This window comes from Candidatus Pelagibacter sp. (assembly GCF_052049935.1).
Taxonomy (GTDB): domain Bacteria; phylum Pseudomonadota; class Alphaproteobacteria; order Pelagibacterales; family Pelagibacteraceae; genus Pelagibacter.
Map to the genome: position 1 here is coordinate 96549 of NZ_JBNGZA010000001.1, position 17467 is coordinate 114015.

At 31.2% G+C, this 17467-nt stretch carries 16 protein-coding genes; 8 read left to right on the plus strand and 8 right to left on the minus strand.

What is annotated here, in order from left to right; genetic code table 11:
* Entirely contained in the window at positions 1-972 is a 972-nt protein-coding gene (locus ACTT90_RS00440) for a membrane dipeptidase (protein WP_440936936.1), read from the minus strand.
* 93 nt (positions 973-1065) lie between these two features.
* On the opposite strand from ACTT90_RS00440, the gene purE reads away from it, so the two are divergent.
* Genes purE through ACTT90_RS00470 form a run of 6 tightly spaced genes read left to right on the plus strand, consistent with a single transcriptional unit; the run spans position 1066 to position 5122 of the window.
* Positions 1066-1551, plus strand: a complete 486-nt coding sequence (purE, locus tag ACTT90_RS00445) for a 5-(carboxyamino)imidazole ribonucleotide mutase (RefSeq protein ID WP_440936937.1) — start codon at positions 1066-1068, stop codon at positions 1549-1551.
* A 5-nt stretch (positions 1552-1556) separates the two neighbouring features.
* Entirely contained in the window at positions 1557-2603 is a 1047-nt protein-coding gene (locus ACTT90_RS00450) for a 5-(carboxyamino)imidazole ribonucleotide synthase (RefSeq protein ID WP_440936938.1), read from the plus strand.
* Entirely contained in the window at positions 2603-3067 is a 465-nt protein-coding gene (locus ACTT90_RS00455; RefSeq protein WP_440936939.1) for a GNAT family N-acetyltransferase, read from the plus strand. Before ACTT90_RS00450 ends, ACTT90_RS00455 begins: the two co-directional genes overlap by 1 nt.
* 13 nt (positions 3068-3080) lie before the next feature.
* On the plus strand, positions 3081-3827 hold the full coding sequence (locus ACTT90_RS00460; protein ID WP_440936940.1) for an aspartate/glutamate racemase family protein: 747 nt from the start codon (positions 3081-3083) through the stop codon (positions 3825-3827).
* A gap of 3 nt (positions 3828-3830) precedes the next feature.
* Positions 3831-4271, plus strand: a complete 441-nt coding sequence (locus ACTT90_RS00465) for a hypothetical protein (RefSeq protein ID WP_440936941.1) — start codon at positions 3831-3833, stop codon at positions 4269-4271.
* Between the two features lie 2 nt (positions 4272-4273).
* On the plus strand, positions 4274-5122 hold the full coding sequence (locus ACTT90_RS00470) for a DMT family transporter (protein ID WP_440936942.1): 849 nt from the start codon (positions 4274-4276) through the stop codon (positions 5120-5122).
* Between the two features lies 1 nt (position 5123).
* On the opposite strand, the gene ACTT90_RS00475 is transcribed toward ACTT90_RS00470, so the two are convergent.
* The 4 genes from ACTT90_RS00475 to ACTT90_RS00490 are packed head-to-tail and all read right to left on the minus strand — an operon-like array spanning position 5124 to position 10224.
* Entirely contained in the window at positions 5124-5708 is a 585-nt protein-coding gene (locus tag ACTT90_RS00475) for a sarcosine oxidase subunit gamma (RefSeq protein WP_440936943.1), read from the minus strand.
* Positions 5705-8701 carry a sarcosine oxidase subunit alpha family protein gene (locus ACTT90_RS00480; protein WP_440936944.1) on the minus strand — a complete coding sequence of 999 codons (2997 nt, stop codon included), beginning with the start codon at positions 8699-8701 and terminating at the stop codon, positions 5705-5707. The genes ACTT90_RS00475 and ACTT90_RS00480 overlap by 4 nt, the downstream gene beginning before the upstream one ends.
* Complete coding sequence (locus ACTT90_RS00485; protein WP_440936945.1) at positions 8698-8967, minus strand: sarcosine oxidase subunit delta; 270 nt, start codon at positions 8965-8967, stop codon at positions 8698-8700. Before ACTT90_RS00485 ends, ACTT90_RS00480 begins: the two co-directional genes overlap by 4 nt.
* A complete protein-coding gene (locus ACTT90_RS00490) occupies positions 8968-10224 on the minus strand; it encodes a sarcosine oxidase subunit beta family protein (protein WP_440936946.1) in 1257 nt (418 codons plus the stop codon).
* Positions 10225-10330: 106 nt separating this feature from the next.
* Between ACTT90_RS00490 and ACTT90_RS00495 the strand changes: the two genes are divergently transcribed.
* Positions 10331-12010, plus strand: coding sequence for a formate--tetrahydrofolate ligase (locus ACTT90_RS00495; protein WP_440936947.1), 1680 nt, complete (start codon positions 10331-10333; stop codon positions 12008-12010).
* Positions 12011-12012: 2 nt separating this feature from the next.
* Here ACTT90_RS00495 and ACTT90_RS00500 read toward each other — a convergent pair whose 3' ends face one another.
* Positions 12013-12795 carry a glutamine amidotransferase-related protein gene (locus tag ACTT90_RS00500; protein ID WP_440936948.1) on the minus strand — a complete coding sequence of 261 codons (783 nt, stop codon included), beginning with the start codon at positions 12793-12795 and terminating at the stop codon, positions 12013-12015.
* A gap of 104 nt (positions 12796-12899) precedes the next feature.
* Here ACTT90_RS00500 and ACTT90_RS00505 point away from each other — a divergent pair, with 104 nt between their 5' ends.
* Positions 12900-14231, plus strand: a complete 1332-nt coding sequence (locus ACTT90_RS00505; protein ID WP_440936949.1) for an NAD(P)-binding domain-containing protein — start codon at positions 12900-12902, stop codon at positions 14229-14231.
* A 6-nt stretch (positions 14232-14237) separates the two neighbouring features.
* Here the strand turns inward: ACTT90_RS00505 and ACTT90_RS00510 are convergent, their stop codons facing one another.
* On the minus strand, positions 14238-15266 hold the full coding sequence (locus ACTT90_RS00510) for a 2-dehydropantoate 2-reductase N-terminal domain-containing protein (RefSeq protein WP_440936950.1): 1029 nt from the start codon (positions 15264-15266) through the stop codon (positions 14238-14240).
* A 38-nt stretch (positions 15267-15304) separates the two neighbouring features.
* Entirely contained in the window at positions 15305-17458 is a 2154-nt protein-coding gene (locus ACTT90_RS00515; protein ID WP_440936951.1) for an ABC transporter permease, read from the minus strand.
* Between the last annotated feature and the right edge of the window lie 9 nt (positions 17459-17467).

Sequence of the window (17467 nt, forward strand, 5' to 3'; positions counted from 1 at the left end):
TTAAATATTTTTATAAAATTTGTACCAATTGTTTCCTAAAATTCCATTCACATCTTCCTCAGAAAATCCAATTTTTTTTAAACCACTTTCAATATTATCAAATCCTCTTGCGTCCTTGAACCAACTAGGTTGATCTGGAAAACCAGGTTTGCTTTTTGAGCCTTCACCATAGTTTTTAGTTTTAGTCCATGTTCCATTACGCATCCATTCAACAACTTCATCAGGTTGATTAAGGCAAAGATCAGAACCAATACCAATATTTTTTACATCCATAATTTCTGCTGTTTTTGCAACCATTTCACAAAAATTTTCTAATGTGCATTTACTATTATTATGTAAATGATGAGGATACAAAGAAAGACCTAACATACCGTTACTATCATTTAAGGCCTTTAAAAGGTCATTTGATTTATTTCTTTTTGCTGGATGCCAAAAAGATGGATTGGCATGTGTAATCGCTATTGGTTTTTCACTAAACTCAATTGCATCTAAACTACTTTTTTCTGCCGAGTGTGACATGTCAATTACAATTCCCACTCTATTCATCTCTCTGATTACTTCTCTCCCAAAGTTTGTTACACCACTATCATTTCTTTCATAACAGCCTGTTGCTAGTAGAGATTGGTTATTATAAGTAAGTTGCATAAACCTACATCCAAGTTGATGTACTTTCTCAACTAAAGAAATGTCATCTTCAATAGGTGAACAATTTTGAAATCCAAAAAATACTGCAGTTTTATTTGATTTTTTTGCTTTCTCTATATCTGTCGAATTATTAGCTAAAAAAATCAAATCAGAATTATTTTCAGCTAATTTTTGCCATTTCTTAATTTCTAACAATAACTCATCATAGTCCTCGTGATAAACTATTGTTACATGTACAGCATCTAACTTTGCTTCTCTATTGATCTGAAAAATTTCTCTAGACCAATTACAATACTGAAGATTATCAATTCTATAATTATTGCTCATGATGATATAAATAGTCTATCAATCTCATATTCAATTTCTATAAATTTATTGAAATTTTACTTAGAGTTTGAAATAAAGATTTCAATGGTTTCAATGAAGAAAAATAAAAAAGTATCAATAGTTATGGGTAGTCAATCTGACTACAAAACCATGAAATTTGCTGAAAATATATTAAAAAAAATTGGCGTATCTTTTGAAACTAAAATTATATCGGCACATAGAACTCCTGATAGGATGTATCAATTTGCAAAAAATGCTGAAAAAAATGGCACAGGCGTAATAATTGCTGGCGCTGGTGGCTCAGCACATTTGCCAGGGATGATTGCAGCGATTACATCTTTACCTGTATTAGGTGTTCCTATTGAGAGTAAAAAATTAAAAGGACTCGATAGTCTGCTTTCAATTGCTCAAATGCCAAAAGGTATTCCAGTGGGTACATTAGCAATTGGTGAAGATGGAGCAATTAATGCAGCTTTATTATCAGCATCAATTCTTGCAAATGATAATAGTAAAATTAGAAATAAGTTGAAGTCTTGGAGAAAATCACAAACAAATAAAGTTAAGAAGAAACCTAAATAAAGTAAATGTCAAATATTTCTTTAGGGATAATTGGTGGTGGACAACTAGGTAGCATGTTAACTGTTGCTGCAAAAAAGTTTGATATAAAAGTTGTTGTATATTGTGATGATAAAGATGGGCCAGCACAAAATTTCTGTGATGAATATATTCATGCATCTTATAATGATCAAAACAAAATAAATGAATTTGTTCAAAAAGTAGATCTAATTACATACGAGTTTGAAAATATTCCTTATCAAACTTTGAATGAAATGAATAATTCAAAACCTGTTTTGCCTAAACCTTCTGTAAATAGAATTATACAACATCGTATCGCAGAAAAAGATTTTGTTAATAAATTCAATATAAGAACAACAAGATATGCGGTGGTTGAAAAAAAATCCGACTTAGAAGCTTTAGGAGATTTATTACCAGGTATTCTTAAAACCACAACTTTGGGATATGACGGTAAAGGTCAATACCCAATTAAATCTCATGAAGATATAGAAAAATTAAACATAGATTTTTCTAAAGAATATATTTTAGAAAGACTAATTAAGTTAAAACAAGAGATATCTGTTATTGTTACTAGGTTTGGTGTTAATAGTTATGAAGTGTATGAGCCAATAGAAAATAAACATGAGGATCAAATTTTAAAATATTCAGAAATACCAGCAAATATTAGTGAAAATATTTTAAATCAATCTAAAGAATGGGCCACATTGCTTGCTGAGGAATTAAAATATGTTGGGACTATGTGTGTAGAATTTTTTGTTGATAGAAATGACAACCTTTATGTTAATGAAATTGCGCCTAGAGTTCATAATTCTGGTCATTTAACAATAAATGCATTCAATGTAAGCCAATTTGAAAATCATATAAGAGCAGTTTGTAAATTAGATAGAATACCTCTTAAAAAATTATCAAATGCAAAAATGATTAATCTAATTGGTGAAGATATTCTACATTATAGACAGAACCCTACACTTGAAAAAAATCAATTCTTTTTTGACTACTTAAAAAAAGAAGTTAAAAAGAAAAGAAAAATGGGTCACCTAACAACACTTATATAATGATTAAATCAATTGAAGGAAATTTTGAAAATCCTGAAGTTAATGAATTGCTTATAAAACATTTCATAGAATTGAGAGCTGCGTCTCCAGAAGGAAGTGCACATGTTTTAGATATTCCAGGTTTAAAAGATCCAACAATAAAATTTTGGAGTTTATGGGAAAATGATAATCTAATGGGGTGCGGTGCTCTAAAATTTTTAGATAAAGAGCATGGTGAATTTAAATCAATAAGAGTTCATGATAAATTTAGAGGCCAGAATAATGGAATTAAAGTGATTAATCATCTTATTGGAGAGGCAAAAAAACTCAAAATTAAAAGATTAAGTATAGAAACTGGTGCTGGAAAATTTTTCTTACCAGCAAGAAAATTATTTGATAAATGTGGGTTTAAAGTTTGTGAACCTTTTGCACACTATAAAGAAGATATTAACTCAATGTATTACACAAAGCTTATAAATGAATAGGATTAATTAATTTATGATTGGTATTCTAGGTGGAATGGGAACACAAGCAGGTCTAGATTTTTGTAATAAGTTAGCTACTCAATATAGAGGAAAAATTGATCAAGATTATCCACTTTTCTTTTTATATAACAAATCAAATATACCAGGAAGACCAGAATCTATTGGGAATACAACTGGAACATTGTCTAACAGATTTGAAAATATTTCTTCAAAAAGAAAGTATGAAAAAGTCTTAAAAAGTTTAGTTGATGGGTGTAAAAAATTAGAAAAAGCAAATTGTAAATTTATTGTTATACCATGTAATACCGCGCACTATTGGTACGATGATTTACAAAAAAAGATAAAAATACCAATTATAAATATGCCTAAAGAAGTTTTTAATCATACTAAAAAAAAATGTAAAAAAAATTCAAAGATTGGTCTTCTTGCAACAGAAGGTACTTTAAAAACAAAAGTGTATGATAAAATTTTTAGTAAAGATTACGAATTATGTTTTCCAACAAATAAACTTCAAAAACAAAGTGTAAACAAAGCTATTAAAGAAGTTAAAATGGGTAACGTAAAAAAAGCAGCTAAAGTCATTCAATCATCAATAAAATATTTAATAAAGAATAAATGTAAAAAAATTATTTTAGGATGCACTGAACTTCCAATTGCAATTTTTGCATTCAAATCAATCAAAACTGCAAAAACTTCAAAAATCTTTTTAGATCCAAATTTAATTTTAGCTACATCTGCAGTAAAGAAATATAAGAAATAAAAAGTGAAAATTTCAAAAGAGAAACCGTATATTCTTTATGTTGCTGAACTAATTTATTTAAAAGTAGTTCAAATAAAAAAAGAAAACCCTGGGATAACTAATATTGACGCTGTTGATAGATTTATTGGGTCTGAGTTTTACAAAGAAATTAGCAGTGGAAAATTCCATGATGATTGGTTTGAGGAATTAAAAAAAAATAATTTTGTAGATAAAAAAACAAAAAAGAAAATTCCTGAAGAAACAATCAGGCTTTTAAATATTCAAAAAGATATGATGGTTAAACAATTGATCCAATTTTCTGGGTTATACTATGCAAAAAGCCATTATCCTTTAGAAATATCTCAAAGAGCTTTTGATCATTTATGGAGAACTTGTGAAAGTTACGAATTATGGTGTAAAGAAACTAAACAAGAAAATCTAATCAAATTAGATATGATTGACTGATAGTGATTAAAGTATTTCCATTTATATTTATCATTCTTTGGTCTTCTGCTTTTATTACAACAAAACCTCTTACTGATAATAGTGATCCATTCTCAGCTCTAGCATTTAGATTTTTTTTGGTTTCATTAGGATTTGCCATATATTCAATTTATACAAATCAGAAACTTTTAGTTAGCAAAAAAAATATTTTTGAGTCATTGTTGAGTGGTGTTTTATTTCATGGACTTTATCTAGGAGGCGTTTTTTACTCAGTGTCAAAAGGAATGCCAACAGGTATAGCTGCTTTAATAGTCACTCTTCAACCAATACTAACAAATGCTTTAAGTGGACCTATTTTAAATGAAAAAGTAACTTTCAAACAATGGCTTGGGGTAATACTTGGTTTTATTGGATCAGCAATGGTCTTAGGATTAGATATTGGTGTTGAGATTCCAGTTTTGGGTTTAGCTGCAACCATTATAGCTTTATTAGCTATTACAACTTCAACGCTTTGGCAAAAAAAAATAAGCAACAATTTATCATTAGGGGTTAGTAATTTTTATCAAGCAGTCGGTGGTTTTTTATTTCACATTATAATTATTGTCTTCTTTGCAAATCCTTACATAAATTTTACTAAAACCTTTTTAATTGCAATGGCACATCAAGTTTTTCTTGTTTCCTTTGGTGCTTTTACAATTTTGATGTTTCTAATAAAAAAAAATTCAGCAAGCAAAACAGTTTCTATATTTTTTCTAATTCCACCAACCTCAGCTTTGATGGCATGGTTTTTTTTAGGAGAAAAATTAAGTAATTTAGATATAGTCGGATTTCTGATTGCTACTGCTGGTGTATATATTGCAACAAGAAAATAAATTAAACTGACTTATACCCAAATTCTAAGCAAGCATCAGTTATAGAATGGTGCAATGACTCACCAAAGCTTCTCAATCCTGATATTCTAACTTTCTTTGGATTATCTGAGATAAAATCTAATGTTACTGTAATTCCATTGTAAACAGAATTCGCACAATCACCTTCTTTTAGAGAATTTATATCTAATGGGCATCCTTTTTTTAATACTTCATCTACTAAATTTCCTTCTATTTCTATAATAGTTCTCGAATGTGAGATATCAGTGATTGCTAAATGCTTATCATCAAATTGATCCTTTTCTTTTTGAATTAGATCTAAACTAGAGGAAAAAACTAACCAATTATCAGGTCCTAACCATAGTATTCTTGTCTTTGAATTTGAGGACGATTTTAAAGATAATGGTAATTCAAGATTATCAATTTTAATTTTTGATGTATCAAAATCAGAATTTCGATATTTTGCAATTTGGAATATTAATAGTTTGTTTATTTCCGAAACTTTTAATAAGTCATTTTCATTTTTCCCTTCAAAATCTCCGAATTTGCCAGTCTTGTGTACAAAATTAAGTGGCGAAACATTTGTCATGATCTAACTCTCTTTCCCTCGTGATCCACATAATGAGAGGATATAACTTCAACTTCAATTGCAGTATTTTTTAATGGTGACACTGCAAATAATTTTTTACCAATCATATTCTTTCCATCTTTAACAATGGCTAATGAAAAAGGATTATTATTTTCAACACTCCAACAAGAAGAAGACACATGACCTAATTTCGGGTTAGGTAATTTTGCGTTTTTATCTATAACTAAATGAGATCCTTCTGGAATGCTAGATTTTTTATCTAATGGGACAAGTCCTACAATTTTTTGTCTATCATTCGTATTAAAAGCTTCTTTTTGCAATGATCTTTTGCCAATAAAATCTTTTTTCTTAGATACTAATCCTTCTAAAGAAACATCATATGGAATTGTTCTTCCGTCTAATTCGGGTCCTGCCACATGACCCATTTCTATTCTCAGTGTTGATAGAGCCTCTGTTCCATAAGGTTGAATATTGAATTCTTTTCCGACCTCCATCATTTTTTCCCACATAAAAAGACCATGATCAGAAGCAACATTTATTTCATAAGCTAATTCACCCGAGAAAGAAATTCTAAAAATCTTTGCATTAACTCCGAATAAATCTCCTTCTGTGTAACCCATAAAAGGTAAAGCTTCATTACTTACATCTAGATCTGGAAATAATTTTGATAATACATCTCTTGACTTTGGTCCAGCTAATGCTGCCCCAGCCCATTGTTCAGTTGTTGAAATTACATTTACATTCAATTCTGGCCAAACAACTTGTAAGTAATATTCTAAGTGAGATAAGACATTAGCTGCTTGAGCAGTTGTCGTTGTCATATGATAGTGGTTTTCTGAAATTCTTGTTGTTGTTCCATCATCCATTACAATTCCGTCTTCTCTTAACATTACCCCATATCTAGCTTTACCAATTGGTAATTTTAACCATGCATTAGTGTAAACTCTGTTTAAAAATTCTGCAGCATCTGGTCCTTTAATGTCTATTTTTCCAAGTGTTGTTACATCGCAAATACCAACATGATCTCTAACATTTTTCGCTTCTCTTTTAGATGCTTCAAATAAAGTTTCGTTTCCTTGATTATAATACCTAGGTCTTTTCCAAGCTCCTGCATCAACAAACACAGCGTTGTTTTCTTCGTGCCATGAGTGCATTGGAGTTTTTCTTGTTGGCATGTATTCCATATCAACTTCTCTTCCAACAATTGTACCAATAGTAATGGGAGTAAATGGTGGTCTAAAAGTTGTATGTCCAACCTGTGGAACAATTTTTTTCTCAACATTTGCAACTAATTGAAGACCATTTAAATTACTTGTTCGACCTTGATCTGTTGCCATTCCTAATGTTGTATATCTTTTAACATGTTCAATTGATCTGTAACCTTCTCTTAAAGCCACTTCAATATCAGACACTGCAACATCGTTTTGAAAATCTACAAATCTTTTATAATTTTTTCCTTCTGGTAAAGGTGAACACCAAAATTTATCATGAACATTTTTTTTAGGTTCATTTGAGTTTGGGGTAGGAATTGACACATCATTATTTGTTAAATTTTTTGAGACTTCAAATCCAGTTTTAAATCCTTCATCTAAAGTTTTCTGTAAAGCGAAAGTACCTTTTGATGCACCAATAGATGTTTCGTTTTGTTTTGATTTATCTGGGACAAAAGCATCTATCTGATCATTAAATTTAAGTTTGTTTCCTGATTGTGAAGCTAAGTGCACTGTTGGTGTCCAAAAACCAGAAACACAAATACAATCACATTCAATTATTTCAGACGACTCAAATCCAGTTTTATCTTTATTGAGTTTACCAATTTGAGCTGATTTTACTTTCTTATATCCATTAGCAGCTATTACTGCGTGAGAAAATTTAATGTTTATGTTTTGATTTTTTGCTGCATCTATTAATTCAGATGATTGCTCTTCTCTTGTATCTAAAATAATTGACTCAACACCTTGTTTTTTAAATTCCAAAGCAGTTTCATAAGCACTATCATTATTAGTAAATATTAAAGGTTTCTTTCCAACTAAAACACCGTAAACTTTTATGTATTCCTTAGCTGCTGCAGATAAAAACACTCCTGGTGTATCATTGTTTCCAAAAACTATAGGTCTTTCAATCGAACCTGTTGATAACAAAACTTCTTTTGCTCTTATGTACCATAGTCTTTGTCTTGGGGTATATTTAGGTTTTTCTTTTAAATGATCACCTGTTCTTTCAAACATCACCATCATATTGTGATCATAGTATCCAAAAACTTGAGATCTATTTTTCACAATCACATTTGGCATTTCTTTTAACTCAGTGATAATTTTATCAGTCCATGCCTTTCCAGATAAATTATCAATTGTAACATCATCTGTTAAAAGTGATCCACCAAATCTTGGTTTGTCTTCTGCTAAAATTACTTTTGCACCATTTTTTGCTGCAGCATATGCACTTGATAATCCAGCTGGACCTGATCCTGTAACTAACAAATCACAATATTCATATTTATGTTCGTATCTTTCTTTATCTTTTTCTATTGATGCAACACCTAGACCTGCTGCTTTTCTTATAAAAGGTTCATATATTTTGTACCAAAAGCTTTTTGGCCACATAAATGTTTTGTAATAAAATCCAGCTGGAAAAAATTTATTTAAAAAGTTATTTATTGCTCCTACATCAAATTCGACTGATGGCCAGCAGTTTTGACTTGAAGCTTCTATACCATCTACTAGTTCAATTTCTGTTGCATTAACATTTGGTTCTGAATGACCATTCAATTGAATTTGTAATTTCGCATTCGGTTCATCAACACCGGCACCAAAAAAACCTCTTGGTCTATGATATTTAAAACTTCTTCCAACTAAATGAACACCATTTGCTAATAATGCTGAAGCTAAAGTATCCCCTTCGTAACCAACATATTCTTTTCCATTAAAAGAAAAAGTTATTTCTTTATTTCTATTAATTAAACCTTCATTAGTTAAACGGTGTGATTGACTCATTTTATTTCTTCATTCATTTTTGCAGTTTGAAAAATTTCATGGGTAACTGTATCTCTATGAACTTTAAACCATTGTCTACATCCTGCTATATGATGCCATAGCTCAATATGTTTGCCTCTTGGACTTTTTCTCAAATAAACAAACTCATTCCACTTCTCATCTGATACGTCTTGATTTAACTCAGGTCTTTTTATGGTTCCATCTCCACCGTAAGCAAATTCTTTATGGCCTCTCATTCCGCAATATGGACATTTAATATTTAACATTTATGAAATCCAAGTTTTTGTTCCAAGACCTTTTTCGTCTAACAAATAACCTTTATCAAATCTACTTAGACTTAATTCAGAATTTAATTCGTGTATTCTATCTTGAGCGATTGTGTGTGCAAACGTCCAACCAGACGCTGGAACAGATTTGAAACCACCATAGCACCAACCACAATTTAAATACAAACCATCTATATGAGTTTTGTCAATAATTGGAGAACCATCCATAGACATATCCATGATACCACCCCATGTTCTAAGCATTTTAAGTCTACTTAAAAAAGGAAACAGGGCTATACCTCCAGTTAAAACATGTTGGATTGTTGGTAAATTTCCTTTTTGAGCATAACTATTGTAACCATCTAAATCACCACCCATTACCATTTCACCTTTGTCTGATTGACTTATATAAAAGTGGCCTGCACCAAAAGTTACTACTCCGTCTAAAATAGGTTTGACTGGCTCTGATACGCATGCTTGTAATAAATGTGTTTCAATAGGTAACGTCATATTAAGTTGTTCAGCTAAAACGTTTGAACTTCCTGCAACACATAGACCAATTTTTTTTGTTTTAATATTTCCTCTACTAGTTCTAACACCCTTGATTTTACCATTGGCTACATCAAACCCTGTTACTTCACAATTTTGAATTATATCAACTCCCATTGAGTCAGCTTGTCTTGCATATCCCCAAGCTACCGCATCATGTCTTGCAGTTCCTGCACTTGGTTGCGCAAGACCTCCAAAAATTGGATATCTAACATCGTCTGAAAAATCAGCCATAGGTATCATTTTTTTTATTTGCTCTCTATTTAGTAATTCAGCATCAATTCCGTTCAATTTCATTGAATTACCTCTTCTTGCATAAGCATTCATTTGTGCATCAGAGTGGGCTAAATTAACTATTCCTCTTGGAGAAAACATTACGTTAAAATTTAATTCCTGACTCATATTCCTCCATAAATCCATTCCAAATTCATTAAATCTCGCATTAGCATCGTACATAAAATTTGATCTGATAATGGTTGTGTTTCGGCCAATATTTCCTCCACCAATCCAACCTTTCTCAATTATCGCAACTTTTGTAATGTTATGTTCTTTAGCTAGGTAATATGCTGTAGCTAAACCATGACCTCCACCACCGATTATTACTACATCGTATTCTTCTTTTGGTTCAGGATCTTTCCAAGCTAAATCCCAGTTTTGATGATTAGAGAAAGCATTTTTGACTAGACTAAAAATTGAATATTTTTGCATAAGATGATTTTAGCGAAAAATATCTAAACTTTTCTTATTATTTTTTATATATATTTTTTAGAAGTTTAAAACAAAATGAAATTGAATAAAACGTCGTGATTATTTTATGCCAAAGTCAGATATAGAAATAGCAAGAGAAGCAAAAATGCAACCTATCAAGGAGATCCTTGATAAAATTAATGTACCTGATGAGCCTGAAGCCTTTAGCCCAATGGGCAGACATATTGCAAAAATAAATCTTGAGTATCTTGATAAATTAAAAAGCAATAAAGACGGAAAATTAATTCTAGTTACAGCAATAACTCCTACTCCAGCTGGAGAAGGTAAAACAACCACATCTGTAGGATTAAACGATGGATTAAACAAAATAGGAAAAAAATCTATAGTGTGTTTAAGAGAACCAAGCTTAGGTCCTTCATTTGGAATGAAAGGTGGAGCGGCTGGTGGCGGTTATGCACAAGTTGTTCCGATGGAACAAATTAATTTACATTTTACAGGTGACTTTCACGCAATTACATCAGCTCATAATCTTTTATCTGCTTTAATCGACAATCATATTTATTGGGGTAACAAATTAAATATAGATGTAAGAAGAGTTACTTGGAAAAGAGTAATGGATATGAACGATAGAGCTTTAAGATCCATCAATATTAATCTAGGTGGTGTTGCTAATGGTTTTCCCAGAGAAGATGGTTTTGATATCACAGTTGCTTCGGAAATTATGGCAATCTTCTGCTTAGCAAATGATTTGGAAGATTTAGAAAATAGAATAGGAAATATTACAATTGGTTATACTAGAGAAAAAAAACCAATTTTCGCAAAAGATTTAAACGCTCAAGGTGCAATGACAGTTCTGTTAAAAGATGCAATCAGACCTAACGTTACACAAACATTAGAAAACAACCCTGCAATCATTCATGGTGGGCCATTTGCAAACATTGCTCATGGTTGTAATTCTGTAATCGCAACAAAAGCTGGATTAAAGTTAGCTGATTACGTTGTTACAGAAGCTGGATTTGGAGCTGATTTAGGTGCTGAAAAATTCTTAGATATCAAATGTAGAAAATCAGGATTAAAACCAAGTTGTGTAGTTATTGTTGCAACAGTTAGAGCTCTAAAAATGCACGGTGGTTTATCAAAAGATGAATTGAAAAATGAAAATGTTGATGCACTCAAAAAAGGGTTAGTAAACTTAGAAAGACATGTAGAAAATGTTAAAAAATTTGGTTTACCAGTAGCTGTTGCTGTTAATCATTTTATTGCTGATACAGAAAACGAAGTAAATGCACTTTTAGACTCTTGTAAAAAAATGGGAGTTGAAGCAAAACTATGTACTCACTGGGCAAATGGTGGTGAGGGAACAAAAGAACTTGCTTCACACGTTGTAGAGCTAATTGATAAAAACGAAGCTAACTTTAAATTTCTTTATGAAGATAAAACTCCTTTATTTAAAAAAGTAGAGACAGTTGCAAAAGAAATTTATAGAGCGAGTGAGGTAACAGCTGACACAAAAATTAGGGATCAACTTAAATCATTCGAAGAACAAGGATATGGTAATCTTCCAATATGTGTTGCGAAGACACAATATAGTTTCTCTACTGATCCAAACTTAAAAGGTGCTCCCTCTGGACATGTTTTGCCAATTAGAGAAGTAAGGTTATCTTCTGGAGCAGAATTTATTGTTGTAATTTGTGGTGCTATCATGACTATGCCTGGTCTACCAAGAGTCCCAGCAGCTGATGCAATCAAATTAAATGACAAAGGTCAAATTGAAGGTTTATTTTAACCTCAATTAATAAAATTTAACCAGTTTCTTAATTCAATCATTGTTTTGTCTCTGTTTGAAACTGATATTTCGTTTTTGATAAAATTAATATGATTATCTATTTCATCTAAAGAATTAAATACTTTTCGTGTCTCAACAAGTTTATCTTTTCTAAATTCAATTAAACTTATCATTTTTTCATAAGTAATTTCAGGATGATATTGTAAACCCCAAATTTTTGTATCGTTAATCTCAAAGTATAAACTTTGAACATTATTTATTTTATTTGATGCTAAACATATTCCATTTTCAGGTATTTTTACTACTTCATCAAAATTAAATGCTGGAGTATTAAAAATTTTATCTTTACCTTTGTATAAAGGATGTGCCAAACCTTTTTCATTAATTGTTACTTTGTTTGCTATCCCAATGTTTGAGTCGTTTGCTTTTTTAACCTGACCTCCAGCAGCAGTAACGGCAACTTGCAAGCCCCAACAAATAGCTAAAATTTTTTTAACATTTTTCTGACATTCGCGCATAAATTCGATTTGTCTTCTTATCTCTGGTGTATCGTTATAAATATTTAAACTACTCCCTCCCCATATTAAACCATTATAGGTAGAAAGTTTTTCAATAATAGGTTGGATATTTTCATCTGATGATGGGTTAACAACATCAAACTCTAAATCATTCGTATAATACGCTAAACTATCTTTTAAACTCTGCGTATGAGTTTGAATTCCTACTTTAGAAAAGCTCTCATTTTCCTCTCTAAGATTGCCTTCAACTATAAGAATTTTTTTCATTAATTTATGATTCTTGGTCGCACCTTTGGTTTAATAATTTGTTGATAGTATCACTAAACTTTGTGTAAGATAATTATATAAAAAAGAAAAGGGAGAGAGAAATTATGTCTAAAGTCGCATTAATAGGTGCTGGTCCATGTGGATTGTCATTTTTAAGAGCCATTGAACAGGCTGAAAAAAAAGGTGAAAAAGTTCCTGAAGTTGTTTGTTTTGAAAAACAAGAGGACTGGGGTGGACTATGGAATTACAGTTGGAGAACGGGTTCTGACCAATATGGTGATCCAGTTCCAAATAGTATGTACAGATATTTATGGTCTAATGGTCCTAAAGAATGTTTAGAATTTGCTGACTATTCTTTTGATGAACATTTTGGTCGTCCCATACCATCTTTCCCGCCAAGAGAAGTTCTTTATGACTACATTATTGGAAGGGTCAAAAAAGGTAATTCAAAAAGCAAAATAAAATTTAGCACAAGAGTAGCAAACATTGAAAGTAAAGGTGATAAATTTGAAGTTAGCTATCAAGATAAAGTAAACAATGAAATGTCAAAAGATACTTTTGATTATGTGGTGGTTTCTTCAGGACATTTCTCAGTGCCATTTATTCCAGAGTATGAGGGGATGAGTTCTTTTCCAGGAAGAATAATGCACTCTCATGATTTTAGAGATGCTGAGGAATTTAGAGGAAAAGATGTGATTGTTCTTGGGAGTAGTTATTCCGCTGAAGATGTTGCTTTGCAATGTAATAAATACGGAGCTAAAAGTGTAACTATTGGTTATAGACATAATCCAATGGGTTTCAAATGGCCAAAAGGCATGAAAGAAGTTCATTATTTAGATAGACTAGAAGGTAAAAAAGCTATCTTTAAAGATGGTACAGAGCAAAATGCTGACGCAATAATATTGTGTACAGGTTATCTGCATCATTTTCCTTTTATAGATGAAAGTTTAAAACTAAAAACTCACAATAGATTATACCCACCAAAATTATACAAAGGTGTTGTTTGGCAAGATAATCACAAGATGATTTATCTTGGAATGCAAGATCAATTTCACACATTCAATATGTTTGATTGCCAAGCGTGGTTTGCAAGAGATGTCATCATGGGTAAAATTAAAATGCCTGATGCAAAAGAGATAGATGCAGACATTAATAAATGGGTTGCTATGGAGGAAAAACTAGAAAACCCTGATCAAATGATTGACTTTCAAACAGAATATACAAAAGAGTTGCACGAAATGTCTGACTATCCAAAAATTGATTTTGAATTAATCAGAACACATTTCAAAGAATGGGAACATCATAAAGTAGAAGATATTATGACTTACAGAAATAAGTCTTTCTCTTCACCTGTCACAGGATCTGTAGCGCCAGTTCATCATACGTCATGGGAGAAGGCTATGGATGACTCTATGAAAACTTTTTTAGATAATTAAAGCTTATTACCAATTAATTTTAAGTTTTTGATTATTGCAAATAGCATCAATTATATTGAACATAAGCGGAAATTTTTTTCCGCTTAGTTCATTTCTTAATTCATTTCCTAATTCTAATGCAAGTTCGGCTCCCTCGACTGTAACACCTTTCATCTGATCATTAATAATATCTTTATATAAAAAACCTTGTCCCAAATATTTGCCCATTTTACTATTCCTGCCACCTAAGGCGCTTACATATAAATCTCCTAACCCAGCAAGACCATAAACAGTGTCAGACTTGCCACCATAATGTGAAACAAAGCTAACCATTTCTGAAATTGATCTATGAACCAAGGATGAGGCTGTATTTAAATAATATTTTGATTTAATTTCCTCTGGAGCGTTAGGCGCACTTAAACCTTCAGAAGCACCTATTAACATTGAATAAATATTTTTAATTGCTCCAGACAACTCTACCCCATTTAAATCATCTGAAATTTCTGCTTTGTAATAATCTGTTGAAAAAACTTTTGATAATTCTTCTGCTTCTTCAATTTTAGGATTGGCTATAACAACCCCTGTTCTAATTTTATTTGCAATTCCAACTGCTAAACAAGGTCCTTTTACAGCAGAGATATTAATGTTTTTAAAATTTTTGCGATCCAATAAAATCTTAATTTTTTCTGAAATGGTAATTAATTTATTTTCAAAAATTGATAATCCTTTAGTTAACAAAACAATTTTTTGGTTATCATGAAAATTTTTAGAAATTTGTTCAATAAACCAATCAATTCCTAAAGAGCTTACCCCTACTACAATAATATCAGGTTTATTATTTAAAACTTCATTCATTTCACTAAATTCTTTAATCTTTAATTCTTTGGGAAGCCTAGTTTGTAATATTGGATGAAAATTATCTTTTTTTTTTAATTCCTCAATAAGTTGGTTTTCTAAATGAGTTCCAATTAGTGTGACATCATTTTTATTTTCCAATGATGGAACACAAAAAGCTGATCCCATTGCACCTGCGCCTATAACTAAGATTTTTTTCATAAGTGAATTTTAATATAATTTGAGATTACAATAATTTGTTAATCTATTCCAAGATGTTTTTTTCTTTGATCAACCCATGTTCTAATTAGGTTATCAAAAATTAACCCTATGAATGCCACACAAATACCAAGGGTTAAGCCTTTTCCACCACCTTGTTTGTCAGATAAAGCTTTTAAAATATATTGACCTAAATCTTCTGTTCCAATAAATGCTCCGATAATTACCATAAATAAAGCAAATACAATTGTTTGATTTAAACCTAACATAATGTGAGGGAAAGCTAATGGAAATTCAATTTTTGTTAATCTTTGAAATTTAGTTACACCAGACATTGTTGCTGCATCATGTAAAGCAGGTGAAACACCTCTTAATCCTTCAATTGTATATCTTGTTGCGGGTATCGTTGCATAAACTATAACTGCAATTAAAACCGATGTGTCAGTTATTCCGAATAACATCATTACTGGAATTAAATAAACAAAAGATGGGAATGTTTGAAAAATATCACAAACTCCTAGCATAAAATTTGTGGAATGTTTGTTTTGAACACAAATAGTTCCAACAATTAGACCTATAATCATTGATAAAGCCACACCAAAAGTAGCCATATAAGTGGTGACTAATGCTCTATCCCACCAAGGACTAAAAGCTATAAATAATGTTAAACCACCAACTACCATTGCGGATCTTACTCCACCAATAATATAACCTGCGCCTACAACTAAAACTAAAGTTGCTACTGCTGGCATTCTTAAAAATAGTGCTCTCATAGGCTGTAAAACCTCTGTTATAAGCCAAGTATTAAAAGCTTTTATATAAACAAAAAAAGTTTCAAAAATCCAATCTACACCTTTGTTCCAAAATGCAGCTGTTGAAATTCCTTTATTGTGAGGAATTTCATATAGATAATTAAAAGTATCTTTGAAGATTAATGTCCCTGAATATGCAAGGATTGCTCCGATAATTACAGCTGCTCCAAAGAATAAAGAATTTTTATACTTTTGATAAAAAGTTAAGTTACCAAAATAATCTTCTTGCTTGTTTGCCCATGCTAAAGACATTTTGTCTAAAAGAATTGCAATTAGACTAATACATAAGCCTGCTTCTAAAGCTAAACCAATATTCAATTGGTTAAGTGCTAAAAGTAAATTCCATCCTAAACCTTTTGCTCCAATAAAAGCAGCAATTACTGCCATTGAAAAACAAACCATTATTACTTGGTTAACACCAATTAAAATATCTCGTCTCGCTGTTGGGATTAAAACTTTCGTCATTAATTGAAAATTAGTACAGCCACTCATCTTACCTGCTTCGATAACTTCTGGCGGTACTGCTCTTAATCCTAATAATGTTAGAAGTATCATTGGTGGTATTGCAACTACCATTGTAATTATAACCGCTGCATGGTCACCAATTCCAAATAATACCATTGCAGGAACTAAGACTGCATACTGAGGCATCGTCTGCATTACTAAAAGAATTGGATAAAGTGCTTTTTCAACTCTTTTACTTTTAAAAGCCATTATTCCTAATGTTATCCCAAAAATAAATGACAAGGGCACTGCAACTAGAATAAAAGATAAAGTTTGCATTGACGGTTTCCACTGACCAAAGATTGATATATAGATCATTGTGAAAGCAGCAAAGATTGCAAGACCTTTCCCACTTAATTTATAGCATAATATTGTTACTCCAGCTGCAACGATAGTCCATGGCAAACCTGGTAACTCAGCCCATGGGTTTGCATCAATCCAATCCCAGCTAGTAAAAGAAACAATTGTTTCGACCCCTCCTAATAATAATTCTCTAAATAATTCAATTAAGAAAGTCATAAATGCAGTAATGTTTCTTGTAATTTGAAGAATTAAAGGTCGAGTTTTATATTCTTGCGTATCTTCATTCCAAAACTCCATTGGCATCCATTCTTCAAGAAGAAAAAATAATCCGTCATTTATCCAAATTGGTAACCAGCCAAGCAGTGGAGGTAATCTCCAAAAGTTATCAAATGCGTAGTACCTTACTTCTTTACCTAAGAAAAAATATACGCTCTGGTTAGGGTCTTTAACAAATTCGGCTTGACCTCTGATAAACTTATAAGTTTCTGGTACTTCAATTGCAAAACAAAGGCCGAAAAATACTAATAATAAAAACAACCACTGAAAAGTTTTTGGATGTTTTTTAAATAGTTCCATAAACTCTAA

Coding starts and splice junctions, on each gene's coding strand:
- ACTT90_RS00440 (WP_440936936.1), bottom strand. CDS start 972: ATGAGCAATAATTATAGAATTGATAATCTTCAGTATTGTAATTGGTCT.
- purE (WP_440936937.1), top strand. CDS start 1,066: ATGAAGAAAAATAAAAAAGTATCAATAGTTATGGGTAGTCAATCTGAC.
- ACTT90_RS00450 (WP_440936938.1), top strand. CDS start 1,557: ATGTCAAATATTTCTTTAGGGATAATTGGTGGTGGACAACTAGGTAGC.
- ACTT90_RS00455 (WP_440936939.1), top strand. CDS start 2,603: ATGATTAAATCAATTGAAGGAAATTTTGAAAATCCTGAAGTTAATGAA.
- ACTT90_RS00460 (WP_440936940.1), top strand. CDS start 3,081: ATGATTGGTATTCTAGGTGGAATGGGAACACAAGCAGGTCTAGATTTT.
- ACTT90_RS00475 (WP_440936943.1), bottom strand. CDS start 5,708: ATGACAAATGTTTCGCCACTTAATTTTGTACACAAGACTGGCAAATTC.
- ACTT90_RS00480 (WP_440936944.1), bottom strand. CDS start 8,701: ATGAGTCAATCACACCGTTTAACTAATGAAGGTTTAATTAATAGAAAT.
- ACTT90_RS00485 (WP_440936945.1), bottom strand. CDS start 8,967: ATGTTAAATATTAAATGTCCATATTGCGGAATGAGAGGCCATAAAGAA.
- ACTT90_RS00490 (WP_440936946.1), bottom strand. CDS start 10,224: ATGCAAAAATATTCAATTTTTAGTCTAGTCAAAAATGCTTTCTCTAAT.
- ACTT90_RS00495 (WP_440936947.1), top strand. CDS start 10,331: ATGCCAAAGTCAGATATAGAAATAGCAAGAGAAGCAAAAATGCAACCT.
- ACTT90_RS00500 (WP_440936948.1), bottom strand. CDS start 12,795: ATGAAAAAAATTCTTATAGTTGAAGGCAATCTTAGAGAGGAAAATGAG.
- ACTT90_RS00505 (WP_440936949.1), top strand. CDS start 12,900: ATGTCTAAAGTCGCATTAATAGGTGCTGGTCCATGTGGATTGTCATTT.
- ACTT90_RS00510 (WP_440936950.1), bottom strand. CDS start 15,266: ATGAAAAAAATCTTAGTTATAGGCGCAGGTGCAATGGGATCAGCTTTT.
- ACTT90_RS00515 (WP_440936951.1), bottom strand. CDS start 17,458: ATGGAACTATTTAAAAAACATCCAAAAACTTTTCAGTGGTTGTTTTTA.